The organism is Bradyrhizobium sp. USDA 4451 (assembly GCF_054822585.1).
In genome coordinates, this window is sequence record NZ_JBTRCH010000001.1 from 4,367,443 (window position 1) to 4,385,046 (window position 17,604).

Here is a 17,604-nt window from a genome sequence, read left to right on the forward strand (position 1 = left end):
CAATTCGTGCAATTCATTGAGGCTTTACTGCGCGCTACAAGCATCACATCGATAACAGGCTGACCAAGGGGAAATTTCGATGACGATCTCTCGCCGTAACGTATTGCTTGGCGCCTCCGCCGCAGCGCTCGTGCCGATGATGGCCCGCGCGCAAACCTCCGAAGTGGTGATTGGCGTGCTCTACCCGTTTTCGGGCGCCAGCGCCCAGATGGGCGTTGATGCGCAGAAGGCCTACGAGACCGTGCTCGAGATCATCAACAAGAAGTACGATTTCGATCTGCCGCTCGCCAAGGATGAGGGATTGCCGGGGCTCGGCGGTGCAAAGATCCGTCTCGTCTATGCCGACCACCAGGGCGACCCGCAGAAGGGCCGTGCGGAGGCCGAACGCCTGATCACCCAGGAGAAGGTCTGCGCGATCGTCGGCACCTATCAGAGCGCGGTCGCGGTCACGGTGAGCCAGACCTGCGAGCGCTACCAGATCCCGTTCGTTTCGGCCGACAACTCGTCGCCGAGCCTGCATACCCGCGGCCTGAAATTCTTCTTTCGCGCGGCGCCCCACGACGAAATGTTCTCGAAGGCCATGTTCGACTTCTTCGATGCCATGAAGAAGAAGGGCACCAAGATCGAAACGCTGGCGCTGTTCCACGAAGACACCATCTTCGGAACGGACTCGGCGAACGCGCAGACCAAGCTGGCCAAGGAGCGCGGCTACAAGATCGTCGCCGACATCAAGTACCGCGCCAATTCGCCGTCGCTGTCGGCCGAGGTCCAGCAGCTCAAGGCTGCCAATGCCGACGTCCTGATGCCCTCGAGCTACACCACCGACGGCATCCTGCTGATCAAGACCATGGCCGAGCTCGGCTACAAGCCGAGCGCCATCGTCGCGCAGGCCGCCGGCTTCTCCGAGAAGGCGCTGTATGACGCGGTCGGCGACAAGCTCGACGGCGTGATCACCCGCGGCAGCTTCTCGCTCGATCTCGCGGCCAAGCGGCCGATGGTCGGCAAGATCAACGCCATGTTCAAGGAAAAGTCGGGCAAGGACCTCAACGACAACACCTCGCGCGAGTTCATGGCGCTGATCGTGATCGCGGATGCGATCAACCGCGCCAAGTCGACCGACGGCGAAAAGATCCGGGAAGCGCTCACCGCGACCGACATTCCGGCCGAACAGACCATCATGCCGTGGAAGCGCGTCAAGTTCGACGAGATGGGCCAGAACAACGACGCCGATCCGGTGCTGCTGCAATATGTCGGGGGCAAGTTCGTCACCGTGTTCCCGGCGCAAGCCGCGGTCGCCGAAGCCGTCTGGCCGATGAAGTGACGGTCGCGCGCGGGGGCGGGGGCAACACGCTGTGACAGCCGACACCATCATCCAGAGTCTGGCGAGCGGCCTTTTGATGGGGCTGCTCTACGGACTGATCGCCGCAGGCCTCGCATTGATCTTCGGATTGATGGACGTCGTGAATTTCGCGCACGGCGAGTTCCTGATGATCGCGATGTACGCGACCTTCTTCCTGTTCGCGTTCTTCGCGATCGATCCCTTGCTGTCGGCGCCGTTGGTCGCCGCGGCGTTGTTCGTGTTCGGCGCGGTGGTCTATCTGTTGATCGTCCGCTTCGCGATGCGCGCCAAGGCCAATGCCGGCATGGTGCAGATCTTCTCGACCTTCGGCCTTGCGATCGTGATGCGGGGCCTCGCCCAGTTCTTCTTCACGCCCGACTATCGCAGCGTCACCAACTCCTGGGTCGGCGGCAAGACGGTGTCGATCGCCGGCATCTATTTGCCGGAGCCGCAGCTGATCGGCGCCCTGGTCGCGATCGTGGCGTTCGTCGCGCTGTATTTCTTCATCAATCGCACCGATTTCGGCCGTGCGCTGGAGGCGACGCGCGAGGACGCCGGCGCGGTCGCTCTCGTCGGCATCGACAAGAACCGGGTGTTCGCGCTCGGCTGGGGTCTGGGCGCGGCACTGGTCGGCCTCGCCGGCGCCATCATGGCGATCTTCTTCTACGTCTATCCCGATGTCGGAGCGTCGTTTGCCCTGATCGCCTACGTCACCGTGGCGCTCGGCGGCTTCGGCAGCGTGTTCGGCGCCTTTGCCGGCGGCATCCTCGTCGGCCTGGTGGAAGCGACCACCGCGCTGATCCTGCCGCCGTCGCTGAAGTCGGTCGGCATCTACGCCGTCTATCTCCTGGTCGTCTTCATCCGCCCGCGTGGCCTGTTCGGATCGATGTGATGGACACCCACTTCGCCCAACGCCGCAGGCGTGACCTGATCGTGGCGCTTTGCCTTGCGGTGATCGCCGCGCTAGCGCCGCTGTTCGTCAAGGACGTCTACGTCCAGAACATCATGGTGCTGACCCTGATGTATGCGGCGCTGTCGCAGAGCTGGAACATCTTGTCCGGTTATTGCGGACAGATCTCGCTCGGCCATGCGCTGTATTTCGGGCTCGGCGCCTACACCACCGCGCTCTTGTTTACCAAGTTCGGCGTGCTGCCGTGGTTCGGCATGCTGGCGGGCGGGGCGATCTCCGCCGTGATCGCGATGGCGCTCGGCTATCTCTGCTTCCGCCTGCGCGGCCATTATTTCGTGATCGCGACCATCGTGATCGCCGAGATCGCGCTGCTGCTGTTCCAGAACTGGGACTGGGCCGGTGCTGCGCTCGGCATCGATATCCCGATGCGCGGCGACAGCTGGCTCAAATTCCAGTTCGCCCGTTCGAAACTGCCCTACCTCTATTTCGCGCTGACGCTCGCCTGCATCGCCTGGCTCGTCACTTGGTGGCTGGAAGATTCCAAATGGGGCTATTGGTGGCGCGCGGTGAAGGACAATCCCGACGCTGCCGAAAGCCTCGGCGTGGTGGTGTTCAATTCCAAGATGGGCGCCGCGGCGGTCTCCGCCTTCCTGGTCGCGATCGGCGGCAGCTTCTACGCCCAGTTCGTGTCCTACATCGATCCTGAAAGCGTGATGGGCTTCCAGTTCTCGCTGCTGATGGCGCTGCCCGCGGTGCTCGGCGGCATCGGCACGCTGTGGGGTCCGGCGCTCGGCGCCGTCATCCTGATCCCGCTGACCGAGCTGACCCGCTCCTATGTCGGCGGTTCGGGGCGCGGCGTCGATCTGATCGTCTATGGCGCGCTGATCGTTGCGATCTCGCTGGCGCTGCCGAAAGGCCTCGTCAGCGTGTTCAGCTTGCTCACTTCGCGCAAGGGAGCCGCACGATGACGGCACTCCCTGAGACCCCGCTCCTGGAAACCAGGGGCGTCTGGCAGCGCTTCGGCGGCCTGGTCGCCAACAGCGATGTCTCGATCTCGGTCGGGCGCGGCGAGATCGTCGGCCTGATCGGCCCGAACGGCGCCGGCAAATCGACGCTGTTCAACCTGATCGCGGGCGTGCTGCCGCCGACCCAGGGCTCGATCATGTTCGACGGCGAGGACGTCACCCGGCTGCCGGCGGCCGAGCGCTGCCAGCGCGGTGTCGGACGCACCTTCCAGGTGGTCAAGAGTTTTGAGACCATGACCGTGATCGACAACGTCATCGTCGGCGCGCTGATCCGCAACACCAAGATGCGCATCGCGCGGCAGAAGGCCTACGAGGTGCTGGAGTTCTGCGGACTTGCCGCGCGCGCCGACAAGCTTGCCGCCGACCTGGTGCCGTCTGAGAAGCGCCGGCTCGAGGTCGCGCGCGCGCTGGCGACCGAACCCAAGTTGCTGCTGCTCGACGAAGTGCTCACCGGCCTGACGCCGGTCGAGGCGCAGACCGGCGTCGAGCTGGTGCGCAAGGTGCGCGCCACCGGCGTGACGGTGCTGATGGTCGAGCATGTGATGGAAATCGTGATGCCGCTGGTCGACCGCGCCATCGTGCTCAACCTCGGCAAGGTGCTGGTGGAGGGCAAGCCGACCGAGGTCGTCCGCAATCCGGAAGTCATTTCTGCCTATCTCGGGGATCGTCATGCTGTCGGTGCGTGAAGTCACCACCGCCTATCAGGGCCTGGTCGCGATCTCCTCGGTGTCGATCGACGTCACCAAGGGCGAGATCGTCTGCGTCGCCGGCGCCAACGGCGCGGGCAAGTCGACGCTGTTGAAATCGATCGCCGGCGCCGAGCGCCCGCGCGCGGGGACCGTCACCTTCGACGGCAAGCGGATCGACGGCCAGCCGCAGCACGTCATCACGGCCGGCGGCATCGCCTTCGTGCCGGAAAACCGCCGGCTGTTTCCGCGGCTGTCGGTGCGCGACAATCTGCGGCTCGGCAGTTACCTCTATCGCAGCCAGGCCGACCGCGATGCGCCGCTCGATCTGGTGTTCAACCTGTTCCCGCGGCTCGGCGAGCGGCTCGAGCAGCGCGCTGAGACCTTGTCGGGCGGCGAGCAGCAGATGCTCGCGATCGGCCGCGCGCTGATGACGCGGCCGCGCCTCCTGATGCTCGACGAGCCGTCGCAGGGCATCATGCCGAAGCTGGTCGACGAGATCTTCCAGGCCGTGAAACGTATCCGCGACGCCGGCATGACGGTGCTGATCGTCGAGCAGCGGATGGCCGAGTGCCTGGAGATCGCCGACCGCGCCTACATCCTGCAAACCGGCCGCGTGCTGATGCAGGGCACATCAGCCGAGATCAGCGGCAATCCGGATGTGCGGAAGGCGTATCTGGGGCTGTAGCGATAACCGTTGTCTCCGCGGATACAGCCGTCATCCTGAGGCGCGAGCGGAGCGGGCCTCGAAGCATGGCCGCGGGCGATCATGTGGCCATCCTTCGAGGCTCGCCCAGCGGCGCAAGGGCGCCGCCGAGCTCGCACCTCAGGATGACGTCGGTATGTGTGGGGCTACAAATCCAGCCTACGCCGCCTACTTGCTCTGTTCCTTGCCGTCTTCGACCTTCTCGACCTTCGCCGCAAGATCCGGCACGCGGCTGACGCGGTAGGTCGCGTTGTTGCAGGTCAGCGTCCAGGCCTCGTTGTCGGGCTTGGAGAGCTTGTCGTCCCGCTCGGCCTTGAGCGGCTTGTCGCAGGCATAGCCCTGCGCCCGCAGCTGGATCGCCAGCAGGTCCTGCAAGCTCTGCTCGGCCCGTGCCGTCGATCCCGCAAGGTGGCCGGCGAACAGAGCGGCGAGTGCCAAACCTTTGAACGCTAGGCCCGTGAACCTCATCATGACTGTCCTCCGCATATCCATCCTCCGCTTGATCTAGTGAGGGTGATCCGGCAGCACGAGCCCGAACGTCCTGGTCAAATCCGCCACCTGTTCGGGCGAGAGATAGCGCGGGTTCAGCCCGCGCAGCAGCAGATAGAGTTTTGCGGTTTCCTCCAGTTCCTCGGTCGCGAACACCGCGGCTTCCAGCGTGTCGCCGGAGACCACCGGGCCGTGATTGGCGAGCAGCACCGATGAATATTTCCCGGCCAGCCCTTTGATCGCGTCGGCAACGGCGGGGTCGCCGGGGCGATAATACGGCACCAGCGCGGTCTGGCCGCACTTCATGACGTAATAGGCCGTCATCGGCGGCAGCGCGGCGCGCGGGTCGATCTCGGGCAGCATCGACAGCGCGACCGAATGGGTCGAATGCAGGTGCACCACGGCGCCTGTGCTCGTGCGCGTCTGGTAGAGTGCGGTGTGCAGCGGCACTTCCTTGGTCGGGGCATCGCCGGAGATGAGCCGGCCATTGCCGTCGAGCCGCGACATTTTCGCCGGATCGAGGAAGCCGAGCGAGGCGTTGGTCGGCGTCACCAGCCAGCCGCCATCGTCGAGCCGGACGCTGATATTGCCCGAGGAGCCCGGCGTCAGCCCGCGCTCGAACAGCGAGCGGCCGAAACGGCAGATGTCCTCACGAAGCCTTGTTTCGCTCATCCGCTGTCGCCTACCTTGTGTCGCCCGCCTTATTTGCGTTGGCGCTATCCGTTTTCCGCTTTGTCTCATGCTTTGGCAGCGCGGCCAAGCCGTGATAGGCAGGCAGCAAATGCGCATGAACCGGAAAGATGGGAAGCCGTTCCATGCGCAATCAAGTAAAAATTTGAGGATCGCCTTATGTCCAGTTCCGCAACACAACACGTCGCCGTCATCGGGCTGGGCTCGATGGGATATGGCATGGCGACCTCGCTCAAGCGCGCCGGCTTTGCGGTGACCGGTTGCGACGTTTCGGCCGATGCCGTCGCGCGCTTCGTGGCCGACGGCGGCAAGGGCGCGAAAACGCCGGCCGAGGCGGCCCGGGATGCCGACATCGTCGTCAGCGTTGTGGTCAATGCGGCGCAGACCGAAGCCATCCTGTTCGGCAAGGACGGCGCCGCCGAGACCCTGGCCAAGGACGCGGTCTTTATTTCCTCGGCGACGATGGACCCCGACATCGCGCGACGCCTCGCAAAGCTGCTCGAGGCGACCGGCCGGCACTATCTCGATGCCCCGATCTCCGGCGGCGCGCAGCGCGCGGCGCAGGGGGAGCTGACAATTTTGGCGTCCGGCAGCGCGGCGGCGTTCGCGAAGGCGCGCCCGGCGCTGGATGCGATGGCGGCAAAACTCTACGAGCTCGGCGATGCCGCCGGCCAGGGCGCCGCGTTCAAGATGATCAATCAATTGCTGGCCGGCGTGCACATCGCGGCCGCCTCGGAGGCGATCGCGTTTGCCGCCAAGCAGGGCCTCGACATCAGGAAGGTCTATGAGGTGATCACGGCCTCGGCCGGCAATTCCTGGATGTTCGAGAACCGCATGCCGCATGTCCTCGACGGCGACTATGCGCCGCGCAGCGCTGTCGAGATTTTCGTCAAAGACCTCGGCATCATCCAGGACATGGCGCGCAACGCGCGCTTCCCGGTGCCGGTGTCGGCCGCCGCGTTGCAGATGTTCCTGATGACCGCGGCGGCCGGCATGGGCCGCGACGACGACGCCTCGGTGGCGCGGATGTATGCCCAGGTCACCGGCACCAAGCTTCCCGGCGCGAAATAAGAGGACTTTGCGATGCCCCGCTTTGCCGCCAACCTCACCATGATGTTCAACGAGGTCCCGTTCCTCGACCGCTTCGAGGCCGCCGCGAAAGCGGGCTTCACCGCGGTCGAGTTCCTGTTTCCCTACGACCATCCGGCCGAGGAGGTCGGCAAGCGGCTGAAGGGCAACGGACTGACGCAGGCGCTGTTCAACCTGCCGCCGGGTGACTGGAACGCGGGCGAGAAAGGCTTTGCCGCGCTGCCGGATCGCTTCGCTGATCTGCAAGCGAGCCTGAAGACCGCGCTGCCCTATGTGCAGGCGACCGGCGTCAAGCGGGTGCATCTGATGGCTGGCATTGCCGATCGCGGCGACGCCAGGGCGGTTGCGGCATTTCGCAAGTCGGTCGGCTATGCCGCCGAGTTCTTCGCGCCGCATGGCCTCGACGTTGTGATCGAGCCGATCAATCCGCGCAACGTGCCCGGCTACTTCCTCAACGACTTCCTGTTCGCGCGCGACCTGATCAACGAGCTCGGGATTGCGAACCTCAAGCTGCAGTTCGACATCTACCACTGCCAGATCATCCATGGCGACGTCACGATGCGGCTGCGCGAGATGATGCCGATCATCGGCCACATCCAGATCGCCTCGATCCCCTCGCGCAACGAGCCCGATGGCGAGGAGCTGAACTACCCGTTCCTGTTCGGCGAGCTCGACCGGCTCGGCTATGCCGGTTTCGTCGGCTGCGAATACAATCCGCGGGCCAAGACCACCGATGGTCTCGCCTGGTTCAAGCCCTATGCCGGAGTGAAGCCGTGACCTCAGCCGGAAAACTGTCTCTGGGCTGCATCGCCGACGACTATACCGGCGCCTCCGATCTCGCCAACACGCTGACCCGCGCCGGGCTGCGTACGGTGCAGACCATTGGCGTCCCCGCGGACGATCTTGCGCTGCCCAAGGTCGACGCGGTCGTGGTGTCGCTGAAGAGCCGCTCGATCGAGGCCGGCCTCGCCGTGACGCGTTCGCGCGCGGCGGAGGCCTGGCTGCGCGGCCGTGGCGCGGAGCATATCCTGTTCAAGATCTGCTCGACCTTCGATTCCACCGATGCCGGCAATATCGGCCCGGTGATGGATGCGCTGCGCGCCGACTCCAAGGACAACATCGTGCTGGTGACGCCGGCGTTCCCGGAAACCGGCCGCACCGTCTACCAGGGCAATCTGTTCGTTGGCTCCGTGCCGTTGAACGAGAGCCCGTTGAAGGACCACCCGCTCAACCCGATGCATGATTCCAATCTGGTCCGCGTGCTGGCTCGCCAGAGCAAGACCAGGGTCGGCCTGGTCGATCTCGCGACCTTGAGCCGCGGCGCGGACGCAGTGCGCGCAAGACTCGCCGAGCTCGCGCAAAGCGGCATCGGCGCGGCCATCATCGACGCGGTGTTCGACCGTGACCTCGAGACCATCGGGCAGGTGGCGCTGGATCACCGTCTCTCGGTCGGCGCTTCCGGGATCGGACTCGGATTGGCGCGCGCGCTGGTCGCAGCCGGCGAGGCCCGGTCGAATGCCGCCGATGCGCAGCCCGCCGCGGCAGTCGGCGGCCCGGCAGCCTGCCTCGCCGGCAGTTGTTCGCAGGCAACCCTGCGCCAGATCGCCAACGCCGAAAAGGTGATGCCGGTGCTGCACCTCGACCCCGAGCGGGTGGTCGCCGGCAAGGACGAAGCGCAGCGCGCGCTCGCTTGGGCCAGGGAAAAGCTCGCGGGAGGTCCGATCCTGATCGCCAGCAGCTCGACCCCGGATGAGGTGGCAGCTCTGCAATCGCGTCATGGCCGCGATGCAGCCGGACATGCCATCGAGCAGGCCATGGCCGACATCGCGGACGGTCTGGTGCAGTCGGGTGTGCACCGGCTGGTGGTCGCCGGTGGTGAAACTTCAGGCGCCGTGGTCGATCGCCTCGGCATTCCGGGATTCCTGGTCGGCGCTGAAATCGCCGCAGGCGTGCCGGTGCTGCGCGCGGTCGGTGCCAAGACTAACGCCCAGACCGGTGCGATGGTGCTTGCCCTGAAATCAGGCAATTTCGGCGGCCCTGAGTTCTTCTCCGATGCGCTCGCATTGATGCCGTGATGCGGCTGTCGCACATCATGTCACGGCGGTGACAAGCGCATCTCAGTAGTTCAACGGGGAACTAAATTAACCCTACTTAAGGAGGGGGGCTGGCTTTGATGTGTGCGGCGCACCGCCGCGCCCCGAGCCATTCGATTGGGCTTCGCGAGCCCGCGTCCAAGAGACCTCAAGATGTTCGCCAAATACTCGATCCGCGCCAAGATCATTGCCGTGGTTGCGTTCCTGCTTGTCGCGATGACCGGCATGGGTTTGCTGGCGGTCGTGAACCTGAGGTCGATCAACGCCAACACGGTCGACATCACGACAAGCTGGCTGCCGAGCGTGCGGGCGTTGGGCGATTTGCGTGCCGGTGTCGTCACTTACCGCAACGTGATCCGCGAGCACATGCTGGCCGAGACGCTCGAGGAGAAGCTGGCGCAGGAAAAGACCCTTGCGACGGTGGTCGAAGCCAACATGAAGCTTCGCGCGATCTATGAACCGCTGATCACGTCCCCGGAAGAGCGCGCCCTGTATAATCAATGGGTAGATAGCTGGACCCGCTACAGGAAGGGCACCGAGGAGGTGATGGCGCTCTCACGCAATGAGGTCGGTAAGATCCCGCACGAGGCCCATGAGCTGAACGCCAAGACCGTGAACAAGATCGGCCTCGAGGCGGACGAGATCCTGCGCAAGGACATTGACCTGAACAATACCGGTGCCGACAAGGCGGCCCAGGATGCGGCGAACAGCTACGCATCGGCCGTCATGCTGCTCGCGATGATCCTGGGCGCCGCCATCATCGTCGGCGTCGGCGTCAGCTTCCTGATGATCCGCGACGTCTCCGCCGGTATTGCCTCGATCGTGAACCCGATGCAGGCGCTGGGCCGCGGCGACCTCACCGCAAACGTGCCGCACCAGGGCGAGAAGACCGAGATGGGCGCGATGGCCGATACGCTGCAGGTGTTCAAGGAAGCCCTGGTCGCCAAGAAGGCGGCCGATGAGGCGGCTGCCGCCGATGCCGAAGCCAAGATCGAGCGCGGCCGCCGGGTCGACGCCATCACCCGCAATTTCGAGCAGATGATCGGTGAGATCGTGCAGACGGTGTCGTCGGCCTCGACCCAGCTCGAAGCCTCGGCCTCTACGCTGTCGTCGACGGCCAGGCGTTCGCAGGAATTGACCACGTCGGTTGCCGCGGCGTCCGAGGAAGCCTCGACCAATGTCCAGTCGGTGGCCTCGGCGACCGAGGAGCTGTCGTCGTCGGTGACCGAGATCAGCCGCCAGGTACAGGAATCGGCGCGGATGGCCGGCGACGCCGTCGGCCAGGCGCGCACCACCAATGATCGCGTTAGCGAGCTGTCGAAGGCCGCCGCGCGCATCGGCGACGTCGTCGAGCTGATCAACACGATTGCCGGCCAGACCAACCTCCTGGCGCTGAACGCCACCATCGAGGCGGCGCGCGCCGGCGAGGCCGGGCGCGGCTTCGCGGTCGTGGCGTCCGAGGTGAAGGCGCTGGCCGAGCAGACCGCCAAGGCGACCGGCGAGATCGGCCAGCAGATCGCCGGCATCCAGACCGCGACCCAGGAATCGGTCGGCGCCATCAAGGAGATCTCGTCGACCATCGAGAAGCTGTCGGAGATCTCGTCCACCATCGCCGCTGCCGTGGAAGAGCAGGGCGCGGCGACGCAGGAGATTTCCCGCAACGTGCAGCAGGCGGCGCAGGGCACCCAGCAGGTCTCGGCCAACATCACCGACGTGCAGCACGGCGCCAACGAAACCGGCTCGGCGTCGACCCAGGTGCTGTCGGCGGCACAGTCGCTCTCGGGCGACAGCAACCGCCTCAAGCTCGAGGTCGGCAAATTCCTCGAGGCCGTCCGCGCCGCCTGACCAGTTGGAGCATCGATCATCGGAAAATGCCCGGCCGAAAGGCCGGGCATTTTCTTTATGTAGCGCTCAGTAGTTCCACGGAAGGCACGATTAACCAACCGTAGTGCCGCGCGCGGTACTGTGCCGCAGAGCGACACGGCCATCCGCACAGAATCGCGAATTCCATTCCAGATCGAAACGAGGCACCCCGGATGATGTTCCTGGCGAGATTCCGCATTCTCACGAAGATACTGGCGATTGTGGGCGGTCTCTCGATCATCGCCGGCATGCTCGCCTATCTCGGGATTTCCTCGCTGAAGTCGCTCAGCGAGCGCGGGATCGTGACGGCGCGGGCCGCGGAGCGGGCATTGCTGTCGGCGCGTGCCAACCAGAACGTGCTGGCGATCAATCGCGCCGAGTTCCGCAGCGCGCTCGATCCGCGCGACGAGAACCGGATTTCGGCGCGAGGCGTGATCGACGAACAACTCAAATTGCTCGAGGAGCGTCTCGCCGAGATCAGCAAGACCCAGGATCCGCAGACCATTGCGTTGCTGTCCGGCGTACGCTCCGCGCAGTCCGCCTACCAGGCGCAGCTGAAGCAGACGCTCGATACGGTCGACGGCGCGCGCGCCGCCGATCTGACGCAATCCGCCGAGAAGCTGCGCGACGTCGCGATGAAGAGCCGCGCGGCGGCGGAAGAGCTTCAGGCCAGGGTCCGGGCGGTCGCCGACCGCCAGGATCAGCGGGTCAGGGACAATGTGAAGGCCAACGAGCAGGAATATGCGTCGACCTCGGAGCTACTGATCCTGCTCGCCGCATCGGGCGTCCTGATCGGCCTGCTGTTCGGCTTTGTCGTCGGACAATATGGCGTCGCAAAGCCGATCCGCGCCGTGGTCGAGCTGCTGCAGCAACTAGCCAACGGCCACTATGACATCCCGGTGCACGGTACCGATCGCCGCGACGAGGTCGGCGACGTCGCCAACGCCGCACTGGTGTTCAAGGACAACGGGCTTGCCAAGGTCCGGATGGAGCGCGAGCAGAAGGACATGGAAGCGCGCGCCGCCGCGCAGCGCCGCACCGACATGCTCGAGTTGGCCGACGGCTTCGAGCGCGCGGTCGGCGAGATCGTCGAAACCGTCGCATCCGCCTCGAACGAGCTCGAAGCGTCCGCGACCACGCTGACCTCGACCGCCGAGCGGTCGCAAAGCCTGGCGACCACCGTCGCCAGTGCCTCGGAGGAAGCGAGCACCAACGTCCAGTCGGTTGCGTCGGCGACCGAGGAGCTGTCGTCCTCGGTCAACGAGATCAGCCGGCAGGTGCAGGAGTCCGCCCGGATGGCGGGCGACGCCGTCAGCCAGGCCCGTGCGACCAATGACCGGGTCGGCGAGTTGTCGAAGGCCGCCGCCCGGATCGGCGACGTGGTCGAGCTGATCAACACCATCGCCGGACAGACCAACCTGCTGGCGCTGAACGCGACCATCGAGGCGGCGCGCGCCGGCGAGGCCGGGCGCGGCTTCGCCGTGGTGGCCTCCGAGGTCAAGGCGCTCGCGGAGCAGACCGCCAAGGCGACCGGCGAGATCGGCCAGCAGATCGCCGGCATCCAAGCCGCGACCGAGGATTCCGTGAACGCGATCCGCGCGATCGGCTCGACCATCGAGCGGCTGTCGGAGATCTCGTCCACCATCGCCGCCGCGGTCGAGGAGCAGGGCGCGGCGACGCAGGAGATTTCCCGCAACGTGCAGCAGGCGGCGCAGGGCACCCAGCAGGTCTCCGCCAACATCACCGACGTGCAGTACGGCGCCAACGAAACCGGCTCGGCGTCGAGCCAGGTGCTGGCGGCGGCGCAGTCGCTGTCGGGCGACAGCAGCCGCCTCAAGCTCGAGGTCGGCAAGTTCCTCAACGCCGTTCGCGCCGCCTGATCCGGCGCCGACCGGGTCGGCGGCCGGGATCGTTCTCCGGCAACTCGTCGCAGCGTGATGGCCCTCGCTTTGCATTTTCGCAGAGCTGCGATGCGCTAACCTACTGGCGGCCGCAACGGCGTGCTCGGGTTTCGCATTCGCAGCAGAGCCGTCTCTTTTTGACGATGATCCGAGTGCCGATCGACGGCAAGCCGCCCCGCGCGGTCGATCGAAGCGTGCGGCCTCACTGCGCTATGCCAAGGAAGTGAAGGCCGCTGCGGCGCCTATGGTTGGCGTTTTGCCCGGCATCGGGTAAATCGGCCGCTATCGGAACGGCTTTTGCAATGTCGATTCCTCTGCCTGGGCGGGCTTCATTTCGGGAATGCTGCTTTTATGATCGCACTGGTCCGTATCGCGCTGAGCCGGCCATATACTTTCGTCGTGCTCGCAATCCTGCTGTTGATTATCGGACCGCTGGCAGCGCTGCGCACGCCGACCGACATCTTCCCCGAAATCCGCATTCCCGTGATCGGCGTGGCCTGGCAGTACACCGGCCTGCCGCCGGACCAGATGTCCGGCCGTATCACCACGCCGTTCGAGCGCACGCTGACCACGACGGTCAACGACATCGAGCACATCGTTGCGAACTCCTATAACGGCATCGGCATCGTCAAGATCTTCTTCCAGCCCAATGTCGACATCCGCACCGCCAATGCGCAGGTCACCGCGATCTCGCAAACCCTGCTCAAGCAGTTGCCGCCGGGCGCAACGCCGCCGCTGATCCTGAACTACAGCGCCTCGACGGTTCCGATCATCCAGGTCGCGCTGTCGGGCGAAGGTCTGACCGAGCAGAACCTCGCCGACATCGGCATCAACCAGCTGCGCACGCCGCTGGTCACGGTGCCCGGCGCCGCGATCCCTTATCCGTATGGCGGCAAGCAGCGCCAGATCCAGATCGACCTCAATTCGACCGCCCTGCAGGCCCGCGGCCTGTCGGGGCAGGACGTCGCCAACGCGCTCGCTGCGCAGAACCTGATCACGCCGGTCGGCACCCAGAAGATCGGCAGTTTCGAATACACCATCAATCTGAATAACTCGCCGCTCCGTATCGAGGAGCTCGGCGACCTGCCGATCAAGGCCGTCAACGGCGCCATGGTCTACGTGCGCGACGTCGCCACCGTCCGCGACGGCAACCCGCCGCAGACCAACATCGTCCATGTCGACGGCAACCGTTCGGTGCTGATGATGGTGCTGAAGGCCGGCGCGGTTTCGACGCTGGATATCATCGCCGGCATCAAGCAGAAGGTGATCGACGTCAAGGATCAGCTGCCGGACGCACTCAAGATCGGCTTCGTCGGCGACCAGTCGGTGTTCGTCCGCGGCGCGATCACCGGCGTCGCCTTCGAAGGCGTGATCGCGGCCCTTCTGACCAGCGTGATGATCCTGTTGTTCCTCGGCAGCTGGCGCTCGACCGTCATCATCGCGGTGTCGATCCCGCTGTCGGTGCTCGGTGCCATCATCATGCTGTCCTTGATCGGCGAGACGCTGAACATCATGACGCTCGGCGGCCTCGCGCTCGCGGTCGGCATCCTGGTCGACGACGCCACGGTGACGATCGAGAACATCAACTACCATCTGGAGCAGGGCAAGCCGGTCGAGCAGTCGATCCTGGACGGTGCCAACCAGATCGTGACGCCGGCCTTCGTCTCGCTGCTCTGTATCTGCATCGTGTTCGTGCCGATGTTCTTCCTCTCCGGCGTCGCGCGCTTCCTGTTCGTGCCGATGGCCGAAGCGGTGATGTTCGCGATGATCTGGTCGTTCATCCTGTCGCGCACCCTGGTGCCGACCATGGCGAAATATCTGCTGCAACCGCATGTGCATCACGAGGGCGCGCCGCCGAAGTCGCGCAATCCTTTGGTCTGGTTCCAGCGCGGTTTCGAGGCCCGGTTCGAGCGCATCCGCGCCGGCTATCGCGGCCTGCTCCTGCTGGCGCTCGGCCATCGCAAGGTGTTCGTCGGCGGCTTCCTTGCGGTCGTGGCGGCGTCGTTCCTGCTGGTGCCGTTCCTCGGCCGCAACTTCTTCCCCGCGGTCGATGCCGGCAACATCCTGATGCATGTCCGCACCCAGGTCGGCACCCGCGTCGAGGAAACCGCCAACCAGATGGCCGATGTCCAGAAGGCGATCCGCAAGTTGATCCCGGGCGAGATCGAGACCATGACCGACAACATCGGCATGCCGATCTCCAGCATCAACCTGACCTACAACAACACCGGCGTGATCGGTCCGCAGGATGCCGACATCCAGATCAAGCTGAAGGAAGGTCACAAGCCGACCGAGCAGCATGTGCGCGCGCTGCGCGAGCAGTTGCCGCGGCTGTTCCCGGGCACCAGCTTCTCCTTCTTGCCGGCTGACATCGTCAGCCAGATCCTGAACTTCGGCGCGCCGGCGCCGATCGATCTGCAAATCCGCGGCGCCAATCTCGAGGCCAACTACGCCTATGCCAACAAGCTGCTGGCGAAGATCAAGCGGATTCCCGGTATCGCCGACGCACGGATCCAGCAGTCGCCGAACAACCCGACCTTCAACATCGATGTCGACCGCACCCGCGCGCAATATGTCGGCCTGACCGAGCGCGACGTCACCAATGCGCTGGTCGTCACACTCGCCGGCTCGTCGCAGGTCGCGCCGACCTACTATCTCAATCCCGACAACGGCGTGTCCTATTCGATCGTGATGCAGACGCCGCAATACCAGATCGATTCGCTGAGCGCGTTGCAGACCCTGCCGATCACCGCGACCGGCAACACCCAGGCGCCGATCCTGGGCGGCATCGCCGACATCAAGCGCGCGACCTCGAGCGCGGTGGTCTCGCAATACGACATCCAGTCGCTGGTGCAGATCTACGCCACCACGCAAGGCCGCGATCTCGGCGGCGTCGCCACCGACGTGCGCCAGCTGATCGCCGACACCGCCAAGGAAGTGCCGAAGGGCTCGTCCGTGGTGCTGCTCGGCCAGGTGCAGACCATGAACTCGGCCTTCACCGGCCTGCTGTTCGGCCTGCTCGGCGCGGTGGTGCTGATCTACTTCCTGATCGTGGTGAACTTCCAGTCCTGGTCGGACCCGTTCGTGATCATCACGGCGCTGCCGGCCGCGCTTGCCGGAATCGTCTGGATGCTGTTCACGACGGAGACGACGCTGTCGGTTCCGGCGCTCACCGGCGCCATCATGTGCATGGGCGTCGCCACCGCCAACAGCGTGCTGGTGATCAGCTTCGCCCGCGAGCGCTATGAGGAGCTCGGCGATCCCGTCGCAGCGGCGCTGGAGGCCGGCTTCGTCCGGTTCCGCCCGGTGCTGATGACGGCGCTCGCCATGATCATCGGCATGGCGCCGATGGCGCTGGGGCTGGGCGAGGGCGGCGAACAGAACGCGCCGCTGGGCCGGGCCGTGATCGGCGGCCTGATCTTCGCAACCTTCGCGACGCTGATGTTTGTTCCCGTGGTATTCAGTATGGTACACAAGAAGCAAGGCGCCAAAGTCGCCGCCTCATCGGAGATTCCGCATGCAGCCCACTGAACAGCGCCCCCCGGTGTCCGGCCGGAGATTGGGCATATTCGGCGTGGTTGCACTGGTCGGCGCCGGACTGATCGTCGGCACCGGCATTCGCGCCCGTGAGGAGCAGGGCAGCCGCTTGAAGGAGTGGACCGACGACCAGGCCGTTCCGACCGTCGCGGTGGCACTGCCCAACGCTCGCGCGCTCAGCCCGACGATCGAGCTGCCGGGGCCGGCTCGAGGCCTATTCCCGCGCGCCGATCTATGCCCGCGTCTCCGGCTATCTCAAGAATTGGGACGCCGACATCGGCGCCCGGGTCAAGGCCGGCCAGGTGATCGCCGAGATCGAGGCGCCCGACCTCGACCAGCAATTGTTGCAGGCGCGCGCCGATCTCGCCAGCGCCCAGGCCTCGGCCAAGCTTTCCGAGGCGACGCTGGCCCGGCGCAAGACGCTGGTGGCCTCGAACTTCGTCTCCGCCCAGGAGATCGACGAGCGCACGGCAGACCTCTCCAACAAGAACGGTGCAGTGAAGGCCGGCCAGGCCAACGTCGAACGGCTGGAAGCACTCGCCGGCTACAAGAAGATCACGGCGCCGTTCGACGGCGTGGTGACCTCGCGCGATACCGATGTCGGCGCGCTGATCAATGCCGGCGGCGGCTCGGGCCCGGCGATGTTCACGATCTCCGACATCACCAAGCTGCGCGTCTATGTCAACGTGCCGCAGAATTACGTCCCGGCGATCAAGATCGGCGCCAAGGCCACGCTGGCGTTGCCGGATTACCCGAACCGCAGCTTCCAGGCGACGGTCGAAGCCTCCTCGCAGGCGGTCGACGTCGCCTCCGGCACCACGCGGATGCAGCTCGGGCTCGATAATTCCTCCGGCGAATTGATGCCGGGCAGCTATGCCAGCGTGAAGCTCAATCTGCAGCGCGAGTCCACGCCGCTTAGCATTCCCGCCAGCGCGCTGATCTTCAACAGCAGCGGGCTGCGGGTCGCGACCGTCAGCCCCGACGACAAGGTGCTGTTCAAGACCGTGAAGATCGGCCGCGATCTAGGCAAGGAGATCGAAATCGCCTCCGGCCTCGCGCCCGACGACCGCATCATCACCGCCCCGCCGGACGGCCTCGCCGACGGCGATCACGTCCGCGTCACCGGCGCCGGTGCCAAGGGCAAGCCGGCCACCGCGTCCGAAAAACAGGACGTGAAGGGGTAAATCCCACAGCCTTCGTAGCCCGTAGCCCGGACGAAGCGAAGCGCAATCCGGGGCAGGTCTATCAGCGGACAGAGCCTCCGGATTGCGCTGCG

At 65.4% G+C, this 17,604-nt stretch carries 13 protein-coding genes and 1 pseudogene; 12 read left to right on the top strand and 2 right to left on the bottom strand.

What is annotated here, in order from left to right; genetic code table 11:
- Positions 1–79: 79 nt before the first annotated feature.
- From ACVMB0_RS20145 to ACVMB0_RS20165, 5 genes are read left to right on the top strand one after another with little or no spacing between them, the layout of a single operon-like run.
- Positions 80–1,321, top strand: a complete 1,242-nt coding sequence (locus ACVMB0_RS20145; protein WP_456755937.1) for an ABC transporter substrate-binding protein — start codon at positions 80–82, stop codon at positions 1,319–1,321.
- Positions 1,322–1,352: 31 nt separating this feature from the next.
- Positions 1,353–2,231 (top strand): branched-chain amino acid ABC transporter permease, encoded by an 879-nt coding sequence (locus ACVMB0_RS20150; protein WP_456755936.1) that lies wholly within the window; start codon positions 1,353–1,355, stop codon positions 2,229–2,231.
- A complete protein-coding gene (locus ACVMB0_RS20155; protein ID WP_461347417.1) occupies positions 2,231–3,217 on the top strand; it encodes a branched-chain amino acid ABC transporter permease in 987 nt (328 codons plus the stop codon). The genes ACVMB0_RS20150 and ACVMB0_RS20155 overlap by 1 nt, the downstream gene beginning before the upstream one ends.
- The gene (locus tag ACVMB0_RS20160; RefSeq protein WP_456798394.1) at positions 3,214–3,960 is read left to right on the top strand and encodes an ABC transporter ATP-binding protein; all 747 of its coding nucleotides are present in this window, start codon (positions 3,214–3,216) and stop codon (positions 3,958–3,960) included. The genes ACVMB0_RS20155 and ACVMB0_RS20160 overlap by 4 nt, the downstream gene beginning before the upstream one ends.
- Positions 3,944–4,648, top strand: coding sequence for an ABC transporter ATP-binding protein (locus tag ACVMB0_RS20165; protein WP_456798393.1), 705 nt, complete (start codon positions 3,944–3,946; stop codon positions 4,646–4,648). Before ACVMB0_RS20160 ends, ACVMB0_RS20165 begins: the two co-directional genes overlap by 17 nt.
- A gap of 186 nt (positions 4,649–4,834) precedes the next feature.
- On the opposite strand, the gene ACVMB0_RS20170 is transcribed toward ACVMB0_RS20165, so the two are convergent.
- Both ACVMB0_RS20170 and otnC read right to left on the bottom strand, forming a co-directional pair.
- Positions 4,835–5,137 carry a hypothetical protein gene (locus ACVMB0_RS20170; protein ID WP_461347418.1) on the bottom strand — a complete coding sequence of 101 codons (303 nt, stop codon included), beginning with the start codon at positions 5,135–5,137 and terminating at the stop codon, positions 4,835–4,837.
- A 33-nt stretch (positions 5,138–5,170) separates the two neighbouring features.
- Positions 5,171–5,827, bottom strand: coding sequence for a 3-oxo-tetronate 4-phosphate decarboxylase (otnC, locus tag ACVMB0_RS20175; RefSeq protein WP_461347419.1), 657 nt, complete (start codon positions 5,825–5,827; stop codon positions 5,171–5,173).
- 177 nt (positions 5,828–6,004) lie between these two features.
- Between otnC and ltnD the strand changes: the two genes are divergently transcribed.
- The 7 genes and pseudogenes from ltnD (at position 6,005) to ACVMB0_RS20210 (ending at position 17,512) form a co-directional block, all read left to right on the top strand.
- Positions 6,005–6,916 carry an L-threonate dehydrogenase gene (gene ltnD / locus ACVMB0_RS20180; protein ID WP_461347420.1) on the top strand — a complete coding sequence of 304 codons (912 nt, stop codon included), beginning with the start codon at positions 6,005–6,007 and terminating at the stop codon, positions 6,914–6,916.
- A 12-nt stretch (positions 6,917–6,928) separates the two neighbouring features.
- A complete protein-coding gene (gene otnI / locus ACVMB0_RS20185) occupies positions 6,929–7,711 on the top strand; it encodes a 2-oxo-tetronate isomerase (RefSeq protein ID WP_461347421.1) in 783 nt (260 codons plus the stop codon).
- The gene (gene otnK / locus ACVMB0_RS20190; RefSeq protein ID WP_461347422.1) at positions 7,708–9,009 is read left to right on the top strand and encodes a 3-oxo-tetronate kinase; all 1,302 of its coding nucleotides are present in this window, start codon (positions 7,708–7,710) and stop codon (positions 9,007–9,009) included. Before otnI ends, otnK begins: the two co-directional genes overlap by 4 nt.
- Before the next feature lie 171 nt (positions 9,010–9,180).
- A complete protein-coding gene (locus tag ACVMB0_RS20195; RefSeq protein ID WP_456755927.1) occupies positions 9,181–10,872 on the top strand; it encodes a methyl-accepting chemotaxis protein in 1,692 nt (563 codons plus the stop codon).
- A gap of 191 nt (positions 10,873–11,063) precedes the next feature.
- The gene (locus ACVMB0_RS20200) at positions 11,064–12,770 is read left to right on the top strand and encodes a methyl-accepting chemotaxis protein (protein WP_461347423.1); all 1,707 of its coding nucleotides are present in this window, start codon (positions 11,064–11,066) and stop codon (positions 12,768–12,770) included.
- A 372-nt stretch (positions 12,771–13,142) separates the two neighbouring features.
- Positions 13,143–16,322: an efflux RND transporter permease subunit gene (locus ACVMB0_RS20205; protein ID WP_461347424.1), complete on the top strand. Its 3,180-nt coding sequence runs from the start codon at positions 13,143–13,145 to the stop codon at positions 16,320–16,322.
- Positions 16,309–17,512: pseudogene (locus tag ACVMB0_RS20210) on the top strand (efflux RND transporter periplasmic adaptor subunit). Before ACVMB0_RS20205 ends, ACVMB0_RS20210 begins: the two are co-directional and overlap by 14 nt.
- Positions 17,513–17,604: the final 92 nt, after the last annotated feature.

Coding starts and splice junctions, on each gene's coding strand:
- ACVMB0_RS20160 (WP_456798394.1), top strand. CDS start 3,214: ATGACGGCACTCCCTGAGACCCCGCTCCTGGAAACCAGGGGCGTCTGG.
- ACVMB0_RS20155 (WP_461347417.1), top strand. CDS start 2,231: ATGGACACCCACTTCGCCCAACGCCGCAGGCGTGACCTGATCGTGGCG.
- ACVMB0_RS20200 (WP_461347423.1), top strand. CDS start 11,064: ATGATGTTCCTGGCGAGATTCCGCATTCTCACGAAGATACTGGCGATT.
- ACVMB0_RS20170 (WP_461347418.1), bottom strand. CDS start 5,137: ATGATGAGGTTCACGGGCCTAGCGTTCAAAGGTTTGGCACTCGCCGCT.
- ACVMB0_RS20165 (WP_456798393.1), top strand. CDS start 3,944: ATGCTGTCGGTGCGTGAAGTCACCACCGCCTATCAGGGCCTGGTCGCG.
- ltnD (WP_461347420.1), top strand. CDS start 6,005: ATGTCCAGTTCCGCAACACAACACGTCGCCGTCATCGGGCTGGGCTCG.
- ACVMB0_RS20205 (WP_461347424.1), top strand. CDS start 13,143: ATGATCGCACTGGTCCGTATCGCGCTGAGCCGGCCATATACTTTCGTC.
- ACVMB0_RS20195 (WP_456755927.1), top strand. CDS start 9,181: ATGTTCGCCAAATACTCGATCCGCGCCAAGATCATTGCCGTGGTTGCG.
- otnI (WP_461347421.1), top strand. CDS start 6,929: ATGCCCCGCTTTGCCGCCAACCTCACCATGATGTTCAACGAGGTCCCG.
- otnC (WP_461347419.1), bottom strand. CDS start 5,827: ATGAGCGAAACAAGGCTTCGTGAGGACATCTGCCGTTTCGGCCGCTCG.
- ACVMB0_RS20145 (WP_456755937.1), top strand. CDS start 80: ATGACGATCTCTCGCCGTAACGTATTGCTTGGCGCCTCCGCCGCAGCG.